The sequence below is a fragment of the Erythrobacter sp. W302b genome (assembly GCF_046452395.1).
Classification (GTDB): Bacteria; Pseudomonadota; Alphaproteobacteria; order Sphingomonadales; family Sphingomonadaceae; genus Erythrobacter.
On the sequence record NZ_JBKFDH010000001.1, the window covers coordinates 83,971 to 98,451 of the forward strand.

The 14,481-nt window shown below is 65.2% G+C and carries 15 protein-coding genes; 6 read left to right on the plus strand and 9 right to left on the minus strand.

From position 1 onward, the window contains the following. The first annotated feature begins 8 nt into the window (after positions 1–8). Both dapE and ACLBKT_RS00475 read left to right on the plus strand, forming a co-directional pair. Positions 9–1,160, plus strand: coding sequence for a succinyl-diaminopimelate desuccinylase (dapE, locus tag ACLBKT_RS00470; protein ID WP_410181037.1), 1,152 nt, complete (start codon positions 9–11; stop codon positions 1,158–1,160). Between the two features lie 34 nt (positions 1,161–1,194). Continuing rightward, complete coding sequence (locus ACLBKT_RS00475) at positions 1,195–2,526, plus strand: dicarboxylate/amino acid:cation symporter (protein WP_410181038.1); 1,332 nt, start codon at positions 1,195–1,197, stop codon at positions 2,524–2,526. Positions 2,527–2,542: 16 nt separating this feature from the next. Here ACLBKT_RS00475 and ACLBKT_RS00480 read toward each other — a convergent pair whose 3' ends face one another. From ACLBKT_RS00480 to dapB, 4 genes are all read right to left on the minus strand, one after another. Continuing rightward, complete coding sequence (locus ACLBKT_RS00480; protein ID WP_410181039.1) at positions 2,543–2,956, minus strand: hypothetical protein; 414 nt, start codon at positions 2,954–2,956, stop codon at positions 2,543–2,545. Between the two features lie 54 nt (positions 2,957–3,010). Beyond that, complete coding sequence (nth, locus tag ACLBKT_RS00485) at positions 3,011–3,685, minus strand: endonuclease III (RefSeq protein ID WP_410181040.1); 675 nt, start codon at positions 3,683–3,685, stop codon at positions 3,011–3,013. Continuing rightward, positions 3,682–4,854 (minus strand): M48 family metalloprotease, encoded by a 1,173-nt coding sequence (locus tag ACLBKT_RS00490; RefSeq protein ID WP_410181041.1) that lies wholly within the window; start codon positions 4,852–4,854, stop codon positions 3,682–3,684. Before ACLBKT_RS00490 ends, nth begins: the two co-directional genes overlap by 4 nt. 72 nt (positions 4,855–4,926) lie before the next feature. Continuing rightward, positions 4,927–5,655, minus strand: a complete 729-nt coding sequence (gene dapB / locus ACLBKT_RS00495; protein ID WP_410183619.1) for a 4-hydroxy-tetrahydrodipicolinate reductase — start codon at positions 5,653–5,655, stop codon at positions 4,927–4,929. 121 nt (positions 5,656–5,776) lie between these two features. Between dapB and ACLBKT_RS00500 the strand changes: the two genes are divergently transcribed. Then, positions 5,777–6,478: an NAD-dependent deacylase gene (locus ACLBKT_RS00500; RefSeq protein WP_410181042.1), complete on the plus strand. Its 702-nt coding sequence runs from the start codon at positions 5,777–5,779 to the stop codon at positions 6,476–6,478. On the opposite strand, the gene ACLBKT_RS00505 is transcribed toward ACLBKT_RS00500, so the two are convergent. The 5 genes from ACLBKT_RS00505 to mutM form a co-directional block, all read right to left on the minus strand. Further along, positions 6,467–7,240, minus strand: a complete 774-nt coding sequence (locus ACLBKT_RS00505; RefSeq protein ID WP_410181043.1) for a HesA/MoeB/ThiF family protein — start codon at positions 7,238–7,240, stop codon at positions 6,467–6,469. The genes ACLBKT_RS00500 and ACLBKT_RS00505 overlap by 12 nt on opposite strands. After that, on the minus strand, positions 7,237–7,659 hold the full coding sequence (locus tag ACLBKT_RS00510; RefSeq protein WP_410181044.1) for a DUF983 domain-containing protein: 423 nt from the start codon (positions 7,657–7,659) through the stop codon (positions 7,237–7,239). Before ACLBKT_RS00510 ends, ACLBKT_RS00505 begins: the two co-directional genes overlap by 4 nt. Before the next feature lie 138 nt (positions 7,660–7,797). Then, complete coding sequence (gene dnaA / locus ACLBKT_RS00515) at positions 7,798–9,201, minus strand: chromosomal replication initiator protein DnaA (RefSeq protein ID WP_410183620.1); 1,404 nt, start codon at positions 9,199–9,201, stop codon at positions 7,798–7,800. A 517-nt stretch (positions 9,202–9,718) separates the two neighbouring features. After that, positions 9,719–9,979 carry a 30S ribosomal protein S20 gene (rpsT, locus tag ACLBKT_RS00520; protein ID WP_410181045.1) on the minus strand — a complete coding sequence of 87 codons (261 nt, stop codon included), beginning with the start codon at positions 9,977–9,979 and terminating at the stop codon, positions 9,719–9,721. A gap of 152 nt (positions 9,980–10,131) precedes the next feature. Beyond that, positions 10,132–10,947, minus strand: coding sequence for a bifunctional DNA-formamidopyrimidine glycosylase/DNA-(apurinic or apyrimidinic site) lyase (gene mutM / locus ACLBKT_RS00525; RefSeq protein ID WP_410181046.1), 816 nt, complete (start codon positions 10,945–10,947; stop codon positions 10,132–10,134). A 56-nt stretch (positions 10,948–11,003) separates the two neighbouring features. Here mutM and ACLBKT_RS00530 point away from each other — a divergent pair, with 56 nt between their 5' ends. From ACLBKT_RS00530 to ACLBKT_RS00540, 3 genes are read left to right on the plus strand one after another with little or no spacing between them, the layout of a single operon-like run. Beyond that, entirely contained in the window at positions 11,004–11,759 is a 756-nt protein-coding gene (locus ACLBKT_RS00530; protein WP_410181047.1) for a class I SAM-dependent methyltransferase, read from the plus strand. A 4-nt stretch (positions 11,760–11,763) separates the two neighbouring features. Then, positions 11,764–13,320, plus strand: coding sequence for a 2-polyprenylphenol 6-hydroxylase (gene ubiB / locus ACLBKT_RS00535; RefSeq protein ID WP_410181048.1), 1,557 nt, complete (start codon positions 11,764–11,766; stop codon positions 13,318–13,320). After that, positions 13,317–14,450, plus strand: a complete 1,134-nt coding sequence (locus tag ACLBKT_RS00540; RefSeq protein ID WP_410181049.1) for a hypothetical protein — start codon at positions 13,317–13,319, stop codon at positions 14,448–14,450. The genes ubiB and ACLBKT_RS00540 overlap by 4 nt, the downstream gene beginning before the upstream one ends. Positions 14,451–14,481: the final 31 nt, after the last annotated feature.

Genomic DNA, 14,481 nt, shown 5'->3' on the forward strand with positions numbered 1-14,481 from the left:
CTGTCAGGATGCTTGACGTAGCCGACCTTGCCAAGCGCCTGATCGCCGCGCCCTCCGTGACGCCTGCGACTGGCGCAGTGTTTGAACAACTGGAAGCGATGCTTACGCCCTTGGGGTTCGTCGTCCACCGCTTTGTGCGGGGCGATGGGCCGGAGGGGAGCGATGAGGCGCCGGTCGAAAACCTGTTTGCACTGCGGGCCGGACCCGAAGGTTCGCGCCACATCGCTTTTGCCGGACATCTCGATGTCGTGCCGCCGGGAGAGGGCTGGGCGTCCGATCCCTTCGTTCCGGTTGAGCGCGGCGACTTGCTCCACGGGCGCGGCGCGGTCGACATGAAGAGCGCGATCGCCGCGATGGTCGCCGCAGTCGCCGAGGTTCCGGCTGAGGCAGGCACAATCAGCTTCATCATCACCGGTGACGAAGAAGGCCCCGCGCTCCACGGTACCCGCGCGCTGATCGATTACATGCAGGCCGAGGGTATTCAGCCCGACCTGTGCCTTTTGGGCGAACCCACCAGCGTCAACCGTCTGGGCGATATGGTGAAGATCGGGCGGCGCGGTTCGGTCAATATCTTCATCGATGTCGATGGCACGCAGGGCCACGTCGCCTATCCGCATCTGGCCGATAATCCGCTGCCCAAGCTGGTCGCAATCCTGGCCGAGCTGGATTCGCTGACGCTGGATACCGGGACCAAATGGTTCCAGCCCAGCAACCTCGAAATCACCGATATCAATGTCGGCAACCGCGCGCATAATGTGATTCCCGCGGCGGGTGCGGCGCGGGTCTCGATCCGCTTCAATGATCTGCACACGGGCAAAAGCCTGTCCGAGCGGGTCATGGCGATTGCCGAAAAGCACGGCGGACGCGCGCGTCCCATCATCTCGGGTGAGCCATTCCTGACCGAGCCGGGAACTTTCTCGAAGCTGGTGAGCACGGCGGTCGAGGCCGAAACCGGCATCGCCCCGGAACTCAGCACCACCGGCGGCACATCGGATGCGCGGTTCCTGCGCAGTCTTTGCCCGGTGATCGAATTTGGCCTGTGCAACGCGACGATGCACAAACGTGACGAGGCGGTGGCGATCCCCGATCTGGCGGTGCTGGCGCGCATCTATACCCGGATCGCGAAGGCCGCATTGGCGCTCGCCGAGACAGACATCTAGCGCCCCCTCGGCGCAGGGGAGAGAACCTGAGATCATGGACCGCAAGCTAACCCTCTACATCCTCGTCGGCATGGTGCTGGGCGTGATTGTCGGCCAGATGCTCAACCAGATGGTGGATGCGGCGGTGATCAAGGAATCGATCGCGCCGTGGTTCAAGCTGCTGAGCGACATCTTCCTGAACCTCATCAAGATGCTGGTCGCCCCGCTGGTGCTTTCGACCATCGTCGTCGGGATCGCACATATGGGCGATAGCGCCGCGCTGGGCCGCATCGGAGTTCGTGCGCTGACGTGGTTCATTACTGCCAGCCTTATTTCGATCGGACTGGGCCTGGTGCTGGTCAATCTGTTCCAGCCCGGCATCGGCGCACCGATCCCCGATGTTGCCGAAGCCGCCGCCTCGGTGGGCGATGTCAAGGAGCTGAAGGCGACCGAGTTCATCCTGTCGATCTTCCCCAAGAACGCGGTCGAAGCGCTGGCGACCAACAACATTCTGCAAATCCTGGTCTTCTCGATCTTCGCCGGGGTAGCTCTGTCGGCCATCGGTGAGCGCGGGAAAGCGCTCGTTACGGGCGCGGACGCCCTCGCCGAGATGATGCTTCAGGTTACCGGCTATGTGATGCGCTATGCGCCGATCGCGGTTTTCGGCGCGCTCGCCAACGTGGTCGCGGCGAGCGGGCTGGCGATCCTCGGCACCTATCTGACCCTGCTGGTCGAGTTCTATTTCTCGCTGGTGCTGTTGTGGGTGATCTTGCTCGGCGCGGGGGCCGTATTCCTCGGTCGCCGGATCTGGGCGCTCATCCGCTATATCCGCCAGCCGCTGTTGATCGCCTTCTCGACCGCGTCGTCGGAGGCCGCTCTGCCCAAGCTGTTCGAACAGCTCGACCGCTTCGGCGTACCCCGCCGGATTTCGGGCTTCATGCTGCCGCTGGGCTATTCGTTCAATCTCGATGGCTCGATGATGTACATGAGCTTCGCGACGCTGTTCATTGCGCAGGCTTACGGCATCGATCTCAGCATCGGCACGCAGATCATGATCCTGCTGACGCTGATGATATCATCCAAGGGCATCGCGGCTGTCCCGCGCGCGTCGCTGGTGGTGATCACCGGAACGCTGGCGATGTTCGGCCTGCCGGTCGAAGGCGTTGCGATCATCCTCGCGATTGACCAGTTCCTCGACATGGGCCGCACCGCCACCAACGTGGTCGGCAATGCCGTGGCGACGGCGGTCATCACCAAGTGGGAAGGGATGCTGGAGGTGGAGGAGCCGGAACATGTCGACCACCCCCACGCGCCCGCCCACACCGCCGCCGATGGGCGCGCGGGGCTGGAGCTGGACGAGAGCAATTTTGAAGAGGGCAAGCGCTGACGCTGCGCCCGCGCCGTCAGTCCTTGCTTGTCTTCACGTACTCGACCGGCACGAACTCGCCCAGAGAGCATCCTGCGCCGCGCTGAGGGATGCCGCCGATGTTGGTGAGGCTGTAGACGATCTGCTGGGTGCACAGCTGGTTGATCGAGGTCTCGTAAGTGATGGCGCGATCCCAGCCGAGGCCGGGGCAACGGTTCTTCAAAGTGCTGCGATAGACCTTGCCGCCGTTCATCTCGAAATCGATCACCTGATCCGTGCGCACCACGGTGGCGCGCACCTGCGAGCGGTCGATGCAGTTCTGCCCGGCACCCAGCACCTTCACGGCAGGTGTGCGCGCCGCATCGGCATCGGCGCGGGCAGCAGGATCCGTCGGCGCGCAGGCGGCGAGGATCAGGGGGAGCGGAGCAAGCGCGAGACAGCGTGACAGCATGGCAGGTTTCTCCAAGGGGCAACGGCATTGTCGCCCCAATGCTTGAACGGCGGCTTAATCCCCGCTGGGTTCAAGCACCACACGGCCCTTCGGCGGCTCCATCACCTTCTTCTTGAAGCTGCACAGATCGGCGACCGTGCAGCGCCAGCATTCTGGCTGCCGCGCCTTGCAGACATAGCGGCCGTGCAGGATCATCCAGTGGTGGGAATCGCGGCGGAAGGGTTGGGGCACGCGTTTTTCGAGCTTCGCCTCGACATGATCCGGGGTCTTGCCCTTGGCCATGCCGGTGCGATTGCCGAGGCGGAAGATGTGGGTGTCGACCGCGAAGGTCTCCTGCCCGAACCAGCAATTGAGCACCACATTGGCCGTTTTTCGCCCCACGCCGGGGAGCTTCACCAGCGCTTCGCGCGTATCCGGCACTTCGCCGCCATGTTCGTCGACGAGGATCTGGCTGAGCGCGATCACGTTCTTGGCCTTGGAATTGAACAGGCCGATGGTCTTGATGTGCTCCTTCAGCCCTTCCTCGCCCAAATCGAGCATCTGCTGCGGCGTTTCAACCTTGGCGAACAGTGCACGGGTCGCCTTGTTCACGCCGACATCGGTGGCCTGCGCGCTCAATGCTACGGCCACGAGCAGCTGATAGGCATTGCCATATTCCAGCTCGGTTTGGGGTGAGGGGTTATCCTCGGCCAGGCGGCGGAAGAATTCGAAGATCTGGTCCTTGGTCATTCATCGGCCTTGGGATGTGCTGCTTTCCACTCCATCGCCATCAGCGCGCGCTTTTCGACCGAGGGGTGGGTGTAGAACAGGAACTCTTGCCAAGCCGAGGGGCGCGGATAGCGGTATTCGGCGGTCTTCACCAAGGCCGTGGCGAGCGCGTCCGGCTCGTTCACGGTCATCAGCGAATATTGGTCGGACTCGGTCTCGCCGATGCGGGTGAGCGTGTTGGTGAGCGGGGTGACGAGCAGCCCCAGCACGGAACCGACCACCGCAAACACGGGCAGACCGCGCGGCTCGTCGAGCCGGGCGTCACTCCCCAGCAATCGGGCGGCGGGGGCGAACAGGCGATTGAGCAGGAAGAAGAACAGCATAGCCAGCACCGGCAGCAACGCCACCGAACGCCACACATGGCCAAGCTTGTAATGCCCCGCCTCGTGCCCGGTGACGGCGCGTACCTCGGCAATCGAGGCCTGCTTGAGCGCAACGTCGGAAATCGCGATCCGGGCCGAGGGGCCGATGCCGGAGACATTGGCGGTAAAACGATCGGACTGGCGCGAACCATCATACATGAAGATGCGGTCATGCGGGATGCCGACATCATCCGCAATTTCCTCCAGCGCGGTGCGCACTTCGCCCGCGGGAACCGGCTTGTATTCGTTGAACAGTGGCTCGATCAACGGTGGCCCGGCGAGCAGCGCAAGCAGCGTCACCACGCCCGCCAGCCCGCCGCTCCACAGCCACCAGCGCTGGCCAGTGCGGCGGATCAGGGCATAGACGCCAACAAGAAAGAGTCCGCCCAGCACCATCCCGATCAGTTCCCCGATTGCCATCTGACCAAGGAAATCGCCGAGCGGCTGGCTGGACAGGCCATAGGACCGCTCACGATACCAATCGGTGTAGATGGTCCAAGGCAGGGCGATGATCGTGGAGATCAACAGGAACGCGGCGCTGACCGCGAAGGTCGCAAGCGCCGGGTGCCGCCCCTCCATGCGCGCGGCGATCCGGTCGAGCAGCCTGAGGCGCACCATGATGACGGCCACCAGCAACGAGACGCCGACGTTCAGCAGCAGCAGCCAGTGGTTGCCGGTGGTGTAGGCCTGTGCCTGCGCGAGCGCATCGGGCCCAAGGCTGTCGACCAGCCGTGCGGCCTGCTCAGCGGGGGTGAGGGTGGTGGACATGACGATGATCGCTCCCCTGTGGATCTGTGTGTCTTATTCCGGCAAAACGCCGCGCGCCATCAACGTGAAGGGTCAGAGCCCGAGCACATCATTCATGGTGTAGCGTCCGGCGCTCTGCCCGGTGAGCCACGCGCCCGCGCGCACCGCCCCGCGCGCGAAGATCATGCGGTTTTCGGCTGAGTGGGAGAGGGTCAGGCGTTCCTCGCTGCCCGCGAAGATCACCGAATGCTCGCCCGCCACGGTGCCGCCGCGCAAGGTGGCGAACCCGATCGCGCCTTCGGCCCGCTTGCCGGTCATCCCGTGGCGACCGCTCTCCATGTTGTCGCTGAGGATGATCCCGCGCCCCTTGGCCGCCGCCTCGCCCAGCAGCTTGGCGGTGCCGCTTGGCGCGTCGACCTTCATGCGGTGGTGCATCTCCAGCACCTCGATATCCCACTCCGGCCCCAGCCGCGCCGCCGCCTCGCGCACCAGATGGGCCATCAGGGTGACGCCCAGCGAGAAGTTGCCCGATTGCAGCACCGGCACGGCGCGGGCGGTCTCGGCCAGCATGACGAAATGCGGCTCTTCCAGCCCTGTGGTGCCGACCACGATCGGCTTGCCCGCGACCTTGGCCGCGCCGAGATTCGCCGCCAGCGCATCGGGCGCGGAGAAATCGACCAGCACGTCGCACTGGCTGGCATAGGGCCCAATCGAGCCGCCTGCATCGACCCCCACGCACAGCACGTGCCCTGCATCGGCAATCGCCGCTTCGAGCGCTTGCCCCATCCGGCCTTTGTGCCCGATCACCCCGAATTGCAGCATCATCTCGTCCCTGATTCGTCATGCTGAACTTGTTTCAGCATCCATCCCGCGTCTAGGCTCAGTCCGCGCTTGCGGCGCGATGGACCCTGAAACAAGTTCAGGGTGACGACAAGGAAAAGACATGGCGGCACCGCGCAGCATCGTCATCCTCACCGGCGCAGGGATTTCGGCTGAGAGCGGGATCGACACCTTCCGCTCGGCCGGGGGTCTGTGGGAACAGCACCGAGTGGAGGATGTCGCCACGCCCGAGGGCTTCGCCCGCAACCCCGATCTCGTGCTCAATTTCTACGACATGCGCCGCGCGGCCTTGGCGGCGGTTGAGCCGAACCCGGCGCACAGGGCGCTCGCGCGGCTGGAACGGGAATTTGCGGGCGAGTTGCTGCTGATCACCCAGAATGTCGATGACCTGCATGAACGCGGCGGTTCGGGTCAGGTGCTGCACATGCACGGGGAATTGAAGAGCGCGCTGTGCCAGTCCTGCGAAACGCGCTCGCCGTGGCATGGCACGATGATTGAGCGTCCGCCTTGCCCCGTCTGCCGTGCGCCGACGCTCCGCCCCGATGTCGTGTGGTTCGGCGAGATGCCCTATCAGATGGGCCGGATCTATCAGGCGCTCGAAACCTGCGACCTGTTCGTCAGCATCGGCACATCGGGCGCGGTCTATCCGGCAGCGGGCTTCGTGCAGGAAGCGCGGGCAGCAGGGTCGCGCACCCTCGAACTCAATCTCGAGCCGAGCGAGGGCTCGCGGATGTTCCACGAAACCCGGCTTGGTCCGGCGAGCGTGGTGGTGCCGGAATGGGTCGACGAGGTGCTAGGCAGCTGATCCGCAGCCTTTGCAGGTCGGGTCTTTCGCGATTCGGATCGTCCGCATCCCCGGCTCAAGCCCGTCGAGGATATGCAGCTTGCCCCAGCCCGGATCACCCAAGCCGCTCACGCCTGCCAGCAGCACCTTGACCGCTTGCAGCGCCGCAAAGGTGCCCACCCAGCCTGCCATCGCGCCGAGCATCCCGTCATCCGCGCAGGTGTCGCAATCCTCGGCATCGAAGGCGTCGCCGACGAAGCAACGGTAGCACGGCTGGTCGGGCAGGTGCCCCGCAAAGGCCGCCACCTGGCCCTGAAACCGGCCCACCGCGGCCGAGAGCTGCGGAATGCCCGCGGCGACGCAGGCGTCCGACACGGCGAGGCGCGTGGCGAAATTGTCGGTGCCGTCGAGCACCACGTCGGCGCCTGCGATGAGGCTCGCGGCGTTGTCAGCCGTGATCCGCGCGTCGGACACATCGACGCTCAGCGAATCGTCGAAATTGGCGAGCCAGCGCCGGGCCGAGACGGCTTTGCCGTAACCGACATCGCGGGTGGTGAAGATCGTCTGGCGCTGGAGGTTCGAGACATCGACCACATCATTATCGACCAGCGCAAGGTGCCCGATCCCGCTCGCGGCGAGATATTGCAGCGCGGGGCTTCCGATCCCGCCAAGCCCGATCACCGCCACCCGCGCCGCTGCGAGCCGCACTTGTCCCGCACCGCCGACTTCAGGCAGCACGATATGCCGGGCGAAACGGTCAAGCCTCGCGGATGACATGCTCATGACTTGTCATCCACTGCGCGACGCTCGGCCTTGAATGCGCCAATGCCGTGCCACCACAGAAAGCCGATCACGCCGCCCTTGGTCGGCTGAAGCGTGACGAGCAGCATGACGATGGCCACAGGCAGAATGATCGCCAAGGTCAGCCAGGGGCTCATCCCGAAGGTCCCGATCATCGCGATCACCACCGGGGCGAGCAGGTGGCCGACCACGAAGATCCCGATATAGGCGGGAAAATCGTCGGCCTGCTGGATCGACCAGTCCTGCCGGCAGTGCGGACAGCGGTCGACCGGCTTGAGCCATTTGCGGAACAGCGCCGCTTCGCCGCAGCGCGGGCACCTGCCGCGCAGCCCTCGCACCAGGGCGGACACCCAGCCCTTGGGCAGGTCGATCAGGTCGGAAGAAAGGCGCTGAGACGGCATGGACAGGCTGTTTACAACCTGTGCACCGCCTGTCGACCGGTCTGTGGACAGGGCTGTCGAAAGTGCGGGGATGATGTGTGGGATCGCGGAGGGTGCAAGTCCCTCCCCATTCCTGCGGAACGGGGAGGCACGAAGGCCTCAGCTCTCCAGCTGCCGCAGGAGGCTCCGCACATCGCCGTCCATGTCGGCGTCGCGCTGGCGCAGGTCTTCGATCAGGCGCACTGCGTGGATCACCGTCGAGTGGTCGCGCCCGCCGAACTTGCGCCCGATTTCGGGGTAGGAACGCGGGGTCAGCACCTTCGAGAGATACATCGCCACCTGCCGCGGGCGCACCACGGCGCGGGCGCGGCGCTTGCTGCTCATTTCCGCGCGGTCGATGCGGTAGAACTGACACACAGTGCGCTGGATTTCGTCGATGGTGATCCGGCGACGGTTGGCGCTAAGGATGTCGGTCAGCTGTTCTTCCGCCAGCTGCAAGGACACGTCCTGCCCGGTCAGCTGGGCATAGGCGATCAGCTTGTTGAGGCCGCCGACCAGTTCGCGAATGTTGCGGGTGATGGTGCGGGCGAGGAAATCGACCACATCTTCGGGCACATTCAGCGGAGCGAAGCGGGTCAGCTTGGAGACGAGGATCTTCTTGCGCAGTTCGATATCGGCGGGCTGGATATCGGCCACCAGACCCATCGACAGGCGCGAGAGCAGGCGCGGCTCGACCCCGTCCAGCGCCTGGGGGGCGCGGTCGGCGGCGAAGACCAGCCGCTTGCCCTCGGCCAGCAGCGCGTCGATGGTGTAGAGCAGCTCTTCCTGCGCGCTTGCCTTGCCGATGATGAACTGGATGTCGTCCACCAGCAGCAGATCGAAGCTGCGCAGCCGCGCCTTGAACTCGATCGTCTGGCTCGACTTCAGGGCCTGGACGAATTCGACCATGAAGCGCTCGGCCGAGCAATAGAAGATGCGCGCGCGCGGATGGGTTTGCAGATAGGCGTGGCCAATCGCGTGGAGCAGGTGGGTTTTGCCCTGACCGGTCGCCGCCTTGAGGTAGAGCGGCGAGAATTGCGGCTGCTCCACGGCGGCCATGCGCTGCGCCGCGTTGCAGGCGAGGATGTTGGCCTCCCCCGTCACGAAGGCGGCGAAGGTCAGCGACGGATCAAGCCCGACCGAAGAGGTGAAATTCGCATCACCCATTGCGCCGGCGGCCAAGGCGATCGCGCTCGCGCCGTCATTGGCGGGGCGGCGGCCATCGTCGAGGCGCAGGTCGGGCAGCTGGCGGCGGCCGGGGTGGACGACAATATTGACCTTGCGCACTTCACTGCGCGCAATGCTCCATGCGAGCTGAAGCCGGTCATGGAAGCGGTCCCGCACCCAGTTGGCGGAAAATTCGGTCGGAAGGTAAAGATCGAGCGCGCCCGTCTCGCGGTTGAGGGCGCCCAGCTGGATCGGCTTGATCCACTGGCTGTGCAGCTGATGGCCCAGATCCTTGCGCAAGCCCTGACTGATATCGGACCAATCGGCGGCGAGATTTACAGCTTCGGAGTCTTCCATCAGATGTTCATCGGCCGGGCGGCCACCCGTCCGCGCCTTGTCAGTCCTGTGCACAAGCTCTTCCCCAATTCAATCTTAGCCTGCCGAGCCGTGCGGCTCGCAGACCATTTCATTCTGATGCGACAGGCTTAACCTTCCCAGCCCCGGAATCGCGGATTCCGGAGTTCCCCCCTGTCGGCCAAGTTGTAAAAGCACCCGGGCTGTCCCGCGCCGGGTGGAATTGGTTTAAAGAACCCTGCGGCCTTTTGCGCAAGCGAGGACTTTTAAAAAAAGTGAAATAATCCTGTTGACTCACCGCTGAGCCGCAGACTTGCGTTGAAGTATCTGTTTTTCCAGAAAATTTACCAGTTCCCGGCCGCGAATCGTGGCGAATCCTGACATTTCCGTCATCGAGACGGTTGCGTTTGTCGCAAACGAAACGGGCCGCGCTCATTGAGCGCGGCCCGATCGGTTTGGAAGACCCCGGCATCCCGTCTTTCATACCGCAGTATGAAAGACGAAAGCGCGACGAATCGAATCAGAGAGTGGCGACTCGGCGCGTCAGGCGCGAGAGCTTGCGGGCCACGGTGTTCTTGTGCAGCACGCCACGGGCAACGCCGCGGGCCATTTCCGGCTGAGCCGCCTTGAGAGCAATCGCAGCGGCTTCCTTGTCGCCCGCTTCACAGGCCGACTCGACCTTCTTGATGAAGCTGCGGATGCGGCTGATGCGCGCACCGTTGATTGCGGCGCGGGCGGTGTTGCGACGGATGCGCTTCTTGGCTTGCGGCGTGTTTGCCATAATTCGTGTCTGTCTCGCGTTTGGTTCAGGCCGCTTGCGGCAGCCGAGAAATGGGTGACGGTTTGCTCGAAAACGGGCGAGCGGACGCGTGGCCCAACCGCCGGAAAGCAGCGCCCTTAGTCAGAATGGCTCTCGAGGTCAATGATTCTCGCCTACTTCTGGCAGACCGGGCAGAACCAGGTGCTGCGTCCGCCTTGGGCGATCCGTTCGATCACCCCGCCATCATCGCGGCGGCATGGCTGGCCGTCGCGCCCGTAAACGTCAAAGGAGCTGGCGAAATAGCCGAGCTCCCCGCTCGGCGCGGCATAGTCGCGCAAGGTTGAACCACCGTCACGGATCGAGGCCTCGAGCACCGCGACGATGGCGGGCACCAGCCGCGCAAGCTGTGGCCCCGTGACCTTGCCCGCGGGCTTGGTCGGCCGGATTCCCGCCCGCCACAGCGCCTCGCACACATAGATATTGCCAAGCCCTGCCACGATCCGCTGATCGAGCAGGCACAGCTTGATCGACTGGGTCTTGCCCTTGAGCGCGGCCTTCAGATGGCCGACACTCAACCCCGGTCCCAACGGCTCCGGCCCGAGCGCAGCGAATTGTGGCCAGAGATTGAGCGCGCCGGTGGCGACCAGATCGACCGAGCCGAATCGGCGCGGATCGCACAGGGCAAATCGGTGGTGGGCGGTCTCCAGCAGCAGGTGATCATGCGTCTCGGGCGTTTCCGGGTCGATCCGCCAGCGCCCGCTCATCCCGAGATGGAAGATCATCGTCGCTCCGCGATCCAAATGCATCAGCCCGTATTTGGCACGGCGCGACAGCGTGCTGACCGTGGCGCCCGTCATTACCTGGACCAGATCGGCGGGGAAGGGGCGCCGCAGATCGGCGCGGTTCAGGACGACGCGCGTGATCCGCTCGCCTTCGAGGAACTTTGCAAGGCCGCGGACGGTTGTTTCGACTTCAGGGAGCTCAGGCATTTGGCCTCCCTCTAACACCCTTTGCGCGGGCGGCAATTGTCTCTAGGGAGCCGGGCATGACACAGAGCACTGACGACACCGTCTCCTTCGGCTACACGCAGGTCACTCCGGAAGAAAAGACCCGCAAGGTCGGCGAGGTCTTCTCGAGCGTCGCGCGCAAGTACGACATCATGAATGATGCGATGTCGGGCGGGATGCACCGCTTGTGGAAGGATCGCTTCGTGAAGCGGGTGAAGCCGCAGCCGGGCGAACAGATCCTCGACATGGCGGGCGGCACCGGCGACATCGCCTTCCGCATGGCCGCGAGGGGCGCGCATATCACTGTCGCCGACATCAATCAGGACATGCTCGACGTGGGGGCCGAACGGGCGCTGGAGCGCGGGTTTGACGAAGACGACGGCAGCCTCGTCTTCACCTGCCAGAACGCCGAAAGCGTGAGCTTCGCGTCGAACACCTTCGATGCCTACACCATCGCCTTCGGCATTCGGAACGTGACCCACATCGACCGCGCCCTCGCCGAGGCGCTGCGTGTGCTGCGCCCGGGCGGGCGGTTCTTCTGCCTCGAATTCTCGACCGTCGAGTGGTCGGGGCTGAAGGAGGCCTATGACCTCTACTCCGAACACCTGCTGCCGCGCATGGGGCAGGCGATCGCGGGGGACGCGGATTCCTATCGCTACCTCGCCGAATCGATCCGCAAGTTCCCGCCGATGCCCGCCTTCGAGCAGATGATCCGCGCGGCGGGCTTTGCGAACACCAAGGTCGAACCGATCATGGGCGGGCTGGTGGCGATCCATTCGGGGTGGAAGATCTAGGGACGTGACCACCTCTGCCGTCCACCTGATCCGCCTCGCCCGCTGGGGTGTGACGCTGGCGCGCCGCCGCGCGCTGGTGGGGATCGAGAATGATCCCAATGCCCCGGTCGCCCTGCGCCAGCTGGTGCGGCTGGCGCGGCTGGCGACGCTGACGGGCAAGAACGGCCCGCGCGATTATGCCGGGGCTTTCCGCGCCATCGGCCCGGCGGCGATCAAGCTCGGGCAATCGCTCGCCACCCGCCCCGATCTGGTGGGCGAGGAAGCGGCGAATAATCTCCTCAGCTTGCAGGACAGCCTGCCGCCAGTGCCGTTTGCGCAGATCAAGGCGGCAATTGAATCGAGTTTCGGGCAGCCGATCGAGAAGCTGTTCTCCGAGATCGACCCGGAGCCCGTCGGCGCGGCGTCGATTGCGCAGGTCCACAAGGCGGTCACCACCGAGGGCCGCAAGGTCGCGGTCAAGGTGCTGCGCCCGGGCATCCGCGAGAAATTCGCCCGCGATATCACGACCTACGAATGGGCCGCCGCCCATGTCGAAGCGATGGGCGGTGAGTTCTCGCGCCTGCGCCCGCGCCTGACCATCGCCAATTTCAAGCGCTGGACCAATTCCGAACTCGACCTGCGGCGCGAGGCGGCCTCGGCCTCCGAACTCGCCGAACAGATGGCGGGCGTCTCGGGCTACCGTATCCCCGGTATCGACTGGGATCGCACCAATGGCCGGGTGATGACCATCGAATGGATCGACGGAATTAAGATCAGCCGCGTCGATGAACTGCGGACGCGCGGGCATGATTTCGCCGCGCTGTCGGAACGGCTGGTGATCAGCTTCCTGACCCAAGCGATCAGCGCGGGCTTCTTCCATGCCGACATGCACCAGGGCAACCTGTTCGTGGAGGACGACGGCACCATCGTCGCGATCGATTTCGGGATCATGGGCCGGATCGACCGGCGCGCGCGGCAATGGCTGGCGGAGATCCTCTACGGGCTGACCACCGGCAATTACCAGCGTGTCGCCGAAATCCATTTCGAGGCGCAATATGTGCCGAGTTACCACTCGGTCGGCGAATTCGCCACCGCGCTGCGCGCCGTGGGCGAGCCGATGCGCGGCAAGCCGGTGAAGGAACTCAGCGTCGGGCAGATGCTCGACGGGCTGTTCGCGATCACCCGCGATTTCGACATGCAGACCCAGCCCCACCTGCTGCTGCTGCAAAAGACCATGGTGATGGTCGAGGGGATCGCGACCCAGCTCAACCCCGACATCAACATGTGGGACACCGCTGCGCCCTATGTGCGCAGCTGGATCCGCGATGAGCTCGGCCCGGAAGCCGCGCTCGCGGATCGGCTCAAGACCGATACCGAGACTTTGCTGCGCCTGCCCGGCCTGATCCGGCGGCTGGAAGAGAAATACCCGCCCAAGGGCGGCGCGCCCGAAGCGCCGCCGCTGCCGCATATCCCGCTCATTACCGACAGGCGTGAGGGCCGCGGCTGGCTGGGCTACGTCCTCTCGGGCCTTGCCGGTGCAGGCGCGCTGTGGGGGGCAATGGCGCTCGGCTGGATCGGATGAGGGCTTGGGCGCGGCCATCGCTCATCGAGCGATGGGAGGCGCTGGGCCAGCCGTTCGCGCATTTGCCGCGCTGGGCGGCCGGGCTGGTTCTGGCACTCTTGGCGGCCGCGCTGGGATGGAGCGCGTTGGTCACCGCCCCCGCCTATTCGCCTGAGCGCCCGCCCGCTGCCGCCGCGCCTGCCGCACACCCACACCCGCAAGACCGGGCCAAGGGCGACATGGCGCTCTACGCCCGCATCGCTGCGCGCGTGACCGCGGGCGAGGGCTATTACACTGCCGCTTTGGCGGAGCAGCGCGCCAGCCATTACCCGACCCGCCCCTTTGTCGCGGTGCGCCTGCCAACGCTCGCGCGGCTGCAAGCGCTGATCGGGGTGGACGACGTGCGCTACGTGCAGCTGGCCTTGGTTCTGGCGTGCCTGTGGGCGCTCAATCGCCGGGAACCGCCGCTCGCCGCATGGCCCGAACGACTGGGGGCGAGCGCGCTGCTGGCGCTGGGTGGAGCCGCCGCGCTGCACCCGGTCGCGGGACTCGACCATGATTTTACCGCGGGCCTGTGTCTGACACTGGCGCTGCTGCTCTATCGCCGGAACCACTGGTGGCCTGCGCTCGTTGCGGCCGCTCTGGCGCTCGCCGTGCGCGAACTGGCAGCGCCCTTCGTGCTGCTGTGGCTCGTCTTCGCGCTGGTGGAGCAACGCTGGCGCGAGGCGAGCGCGGTGGCGGCGCTGCTGGCGGTGTTCGCAGGCGGGATGGCGTTGCACTTCGCGGCGGTCGAAGCCGGACGATTGCCGGGTGACCTCGCCTCGCAGGGGTGGACCGGGATGGCGGGCTATCGCCTGCCCCTCACCGCGCTGGCGCAGCTCACCGGATTGCGGTTCTTGCCCGTCAGCCTCGCGGCACCGCTGGCGCTCCTCCCGTTGGTCGGCTGGGCCGCATTGGGCGGGCGGATCGGGCTGTTTGCGGTGCTGTGGTTTGCCGGGCTGTTCACCATCATGGCGCTGTTTGCGCGGCCGGAGAATTTCTACTGGGTACAATTGGCGTTACCGGCCTATGGCATCGGTCTCGCTTTTGCCCCGCGCGGGTTATTTGCACTTTTCCAAAGCGCGGCGGGGCGGGCATCAAGGCAAAGTTAACCAAGCTTTGCGAAGGGTGTTGCGTGCATTA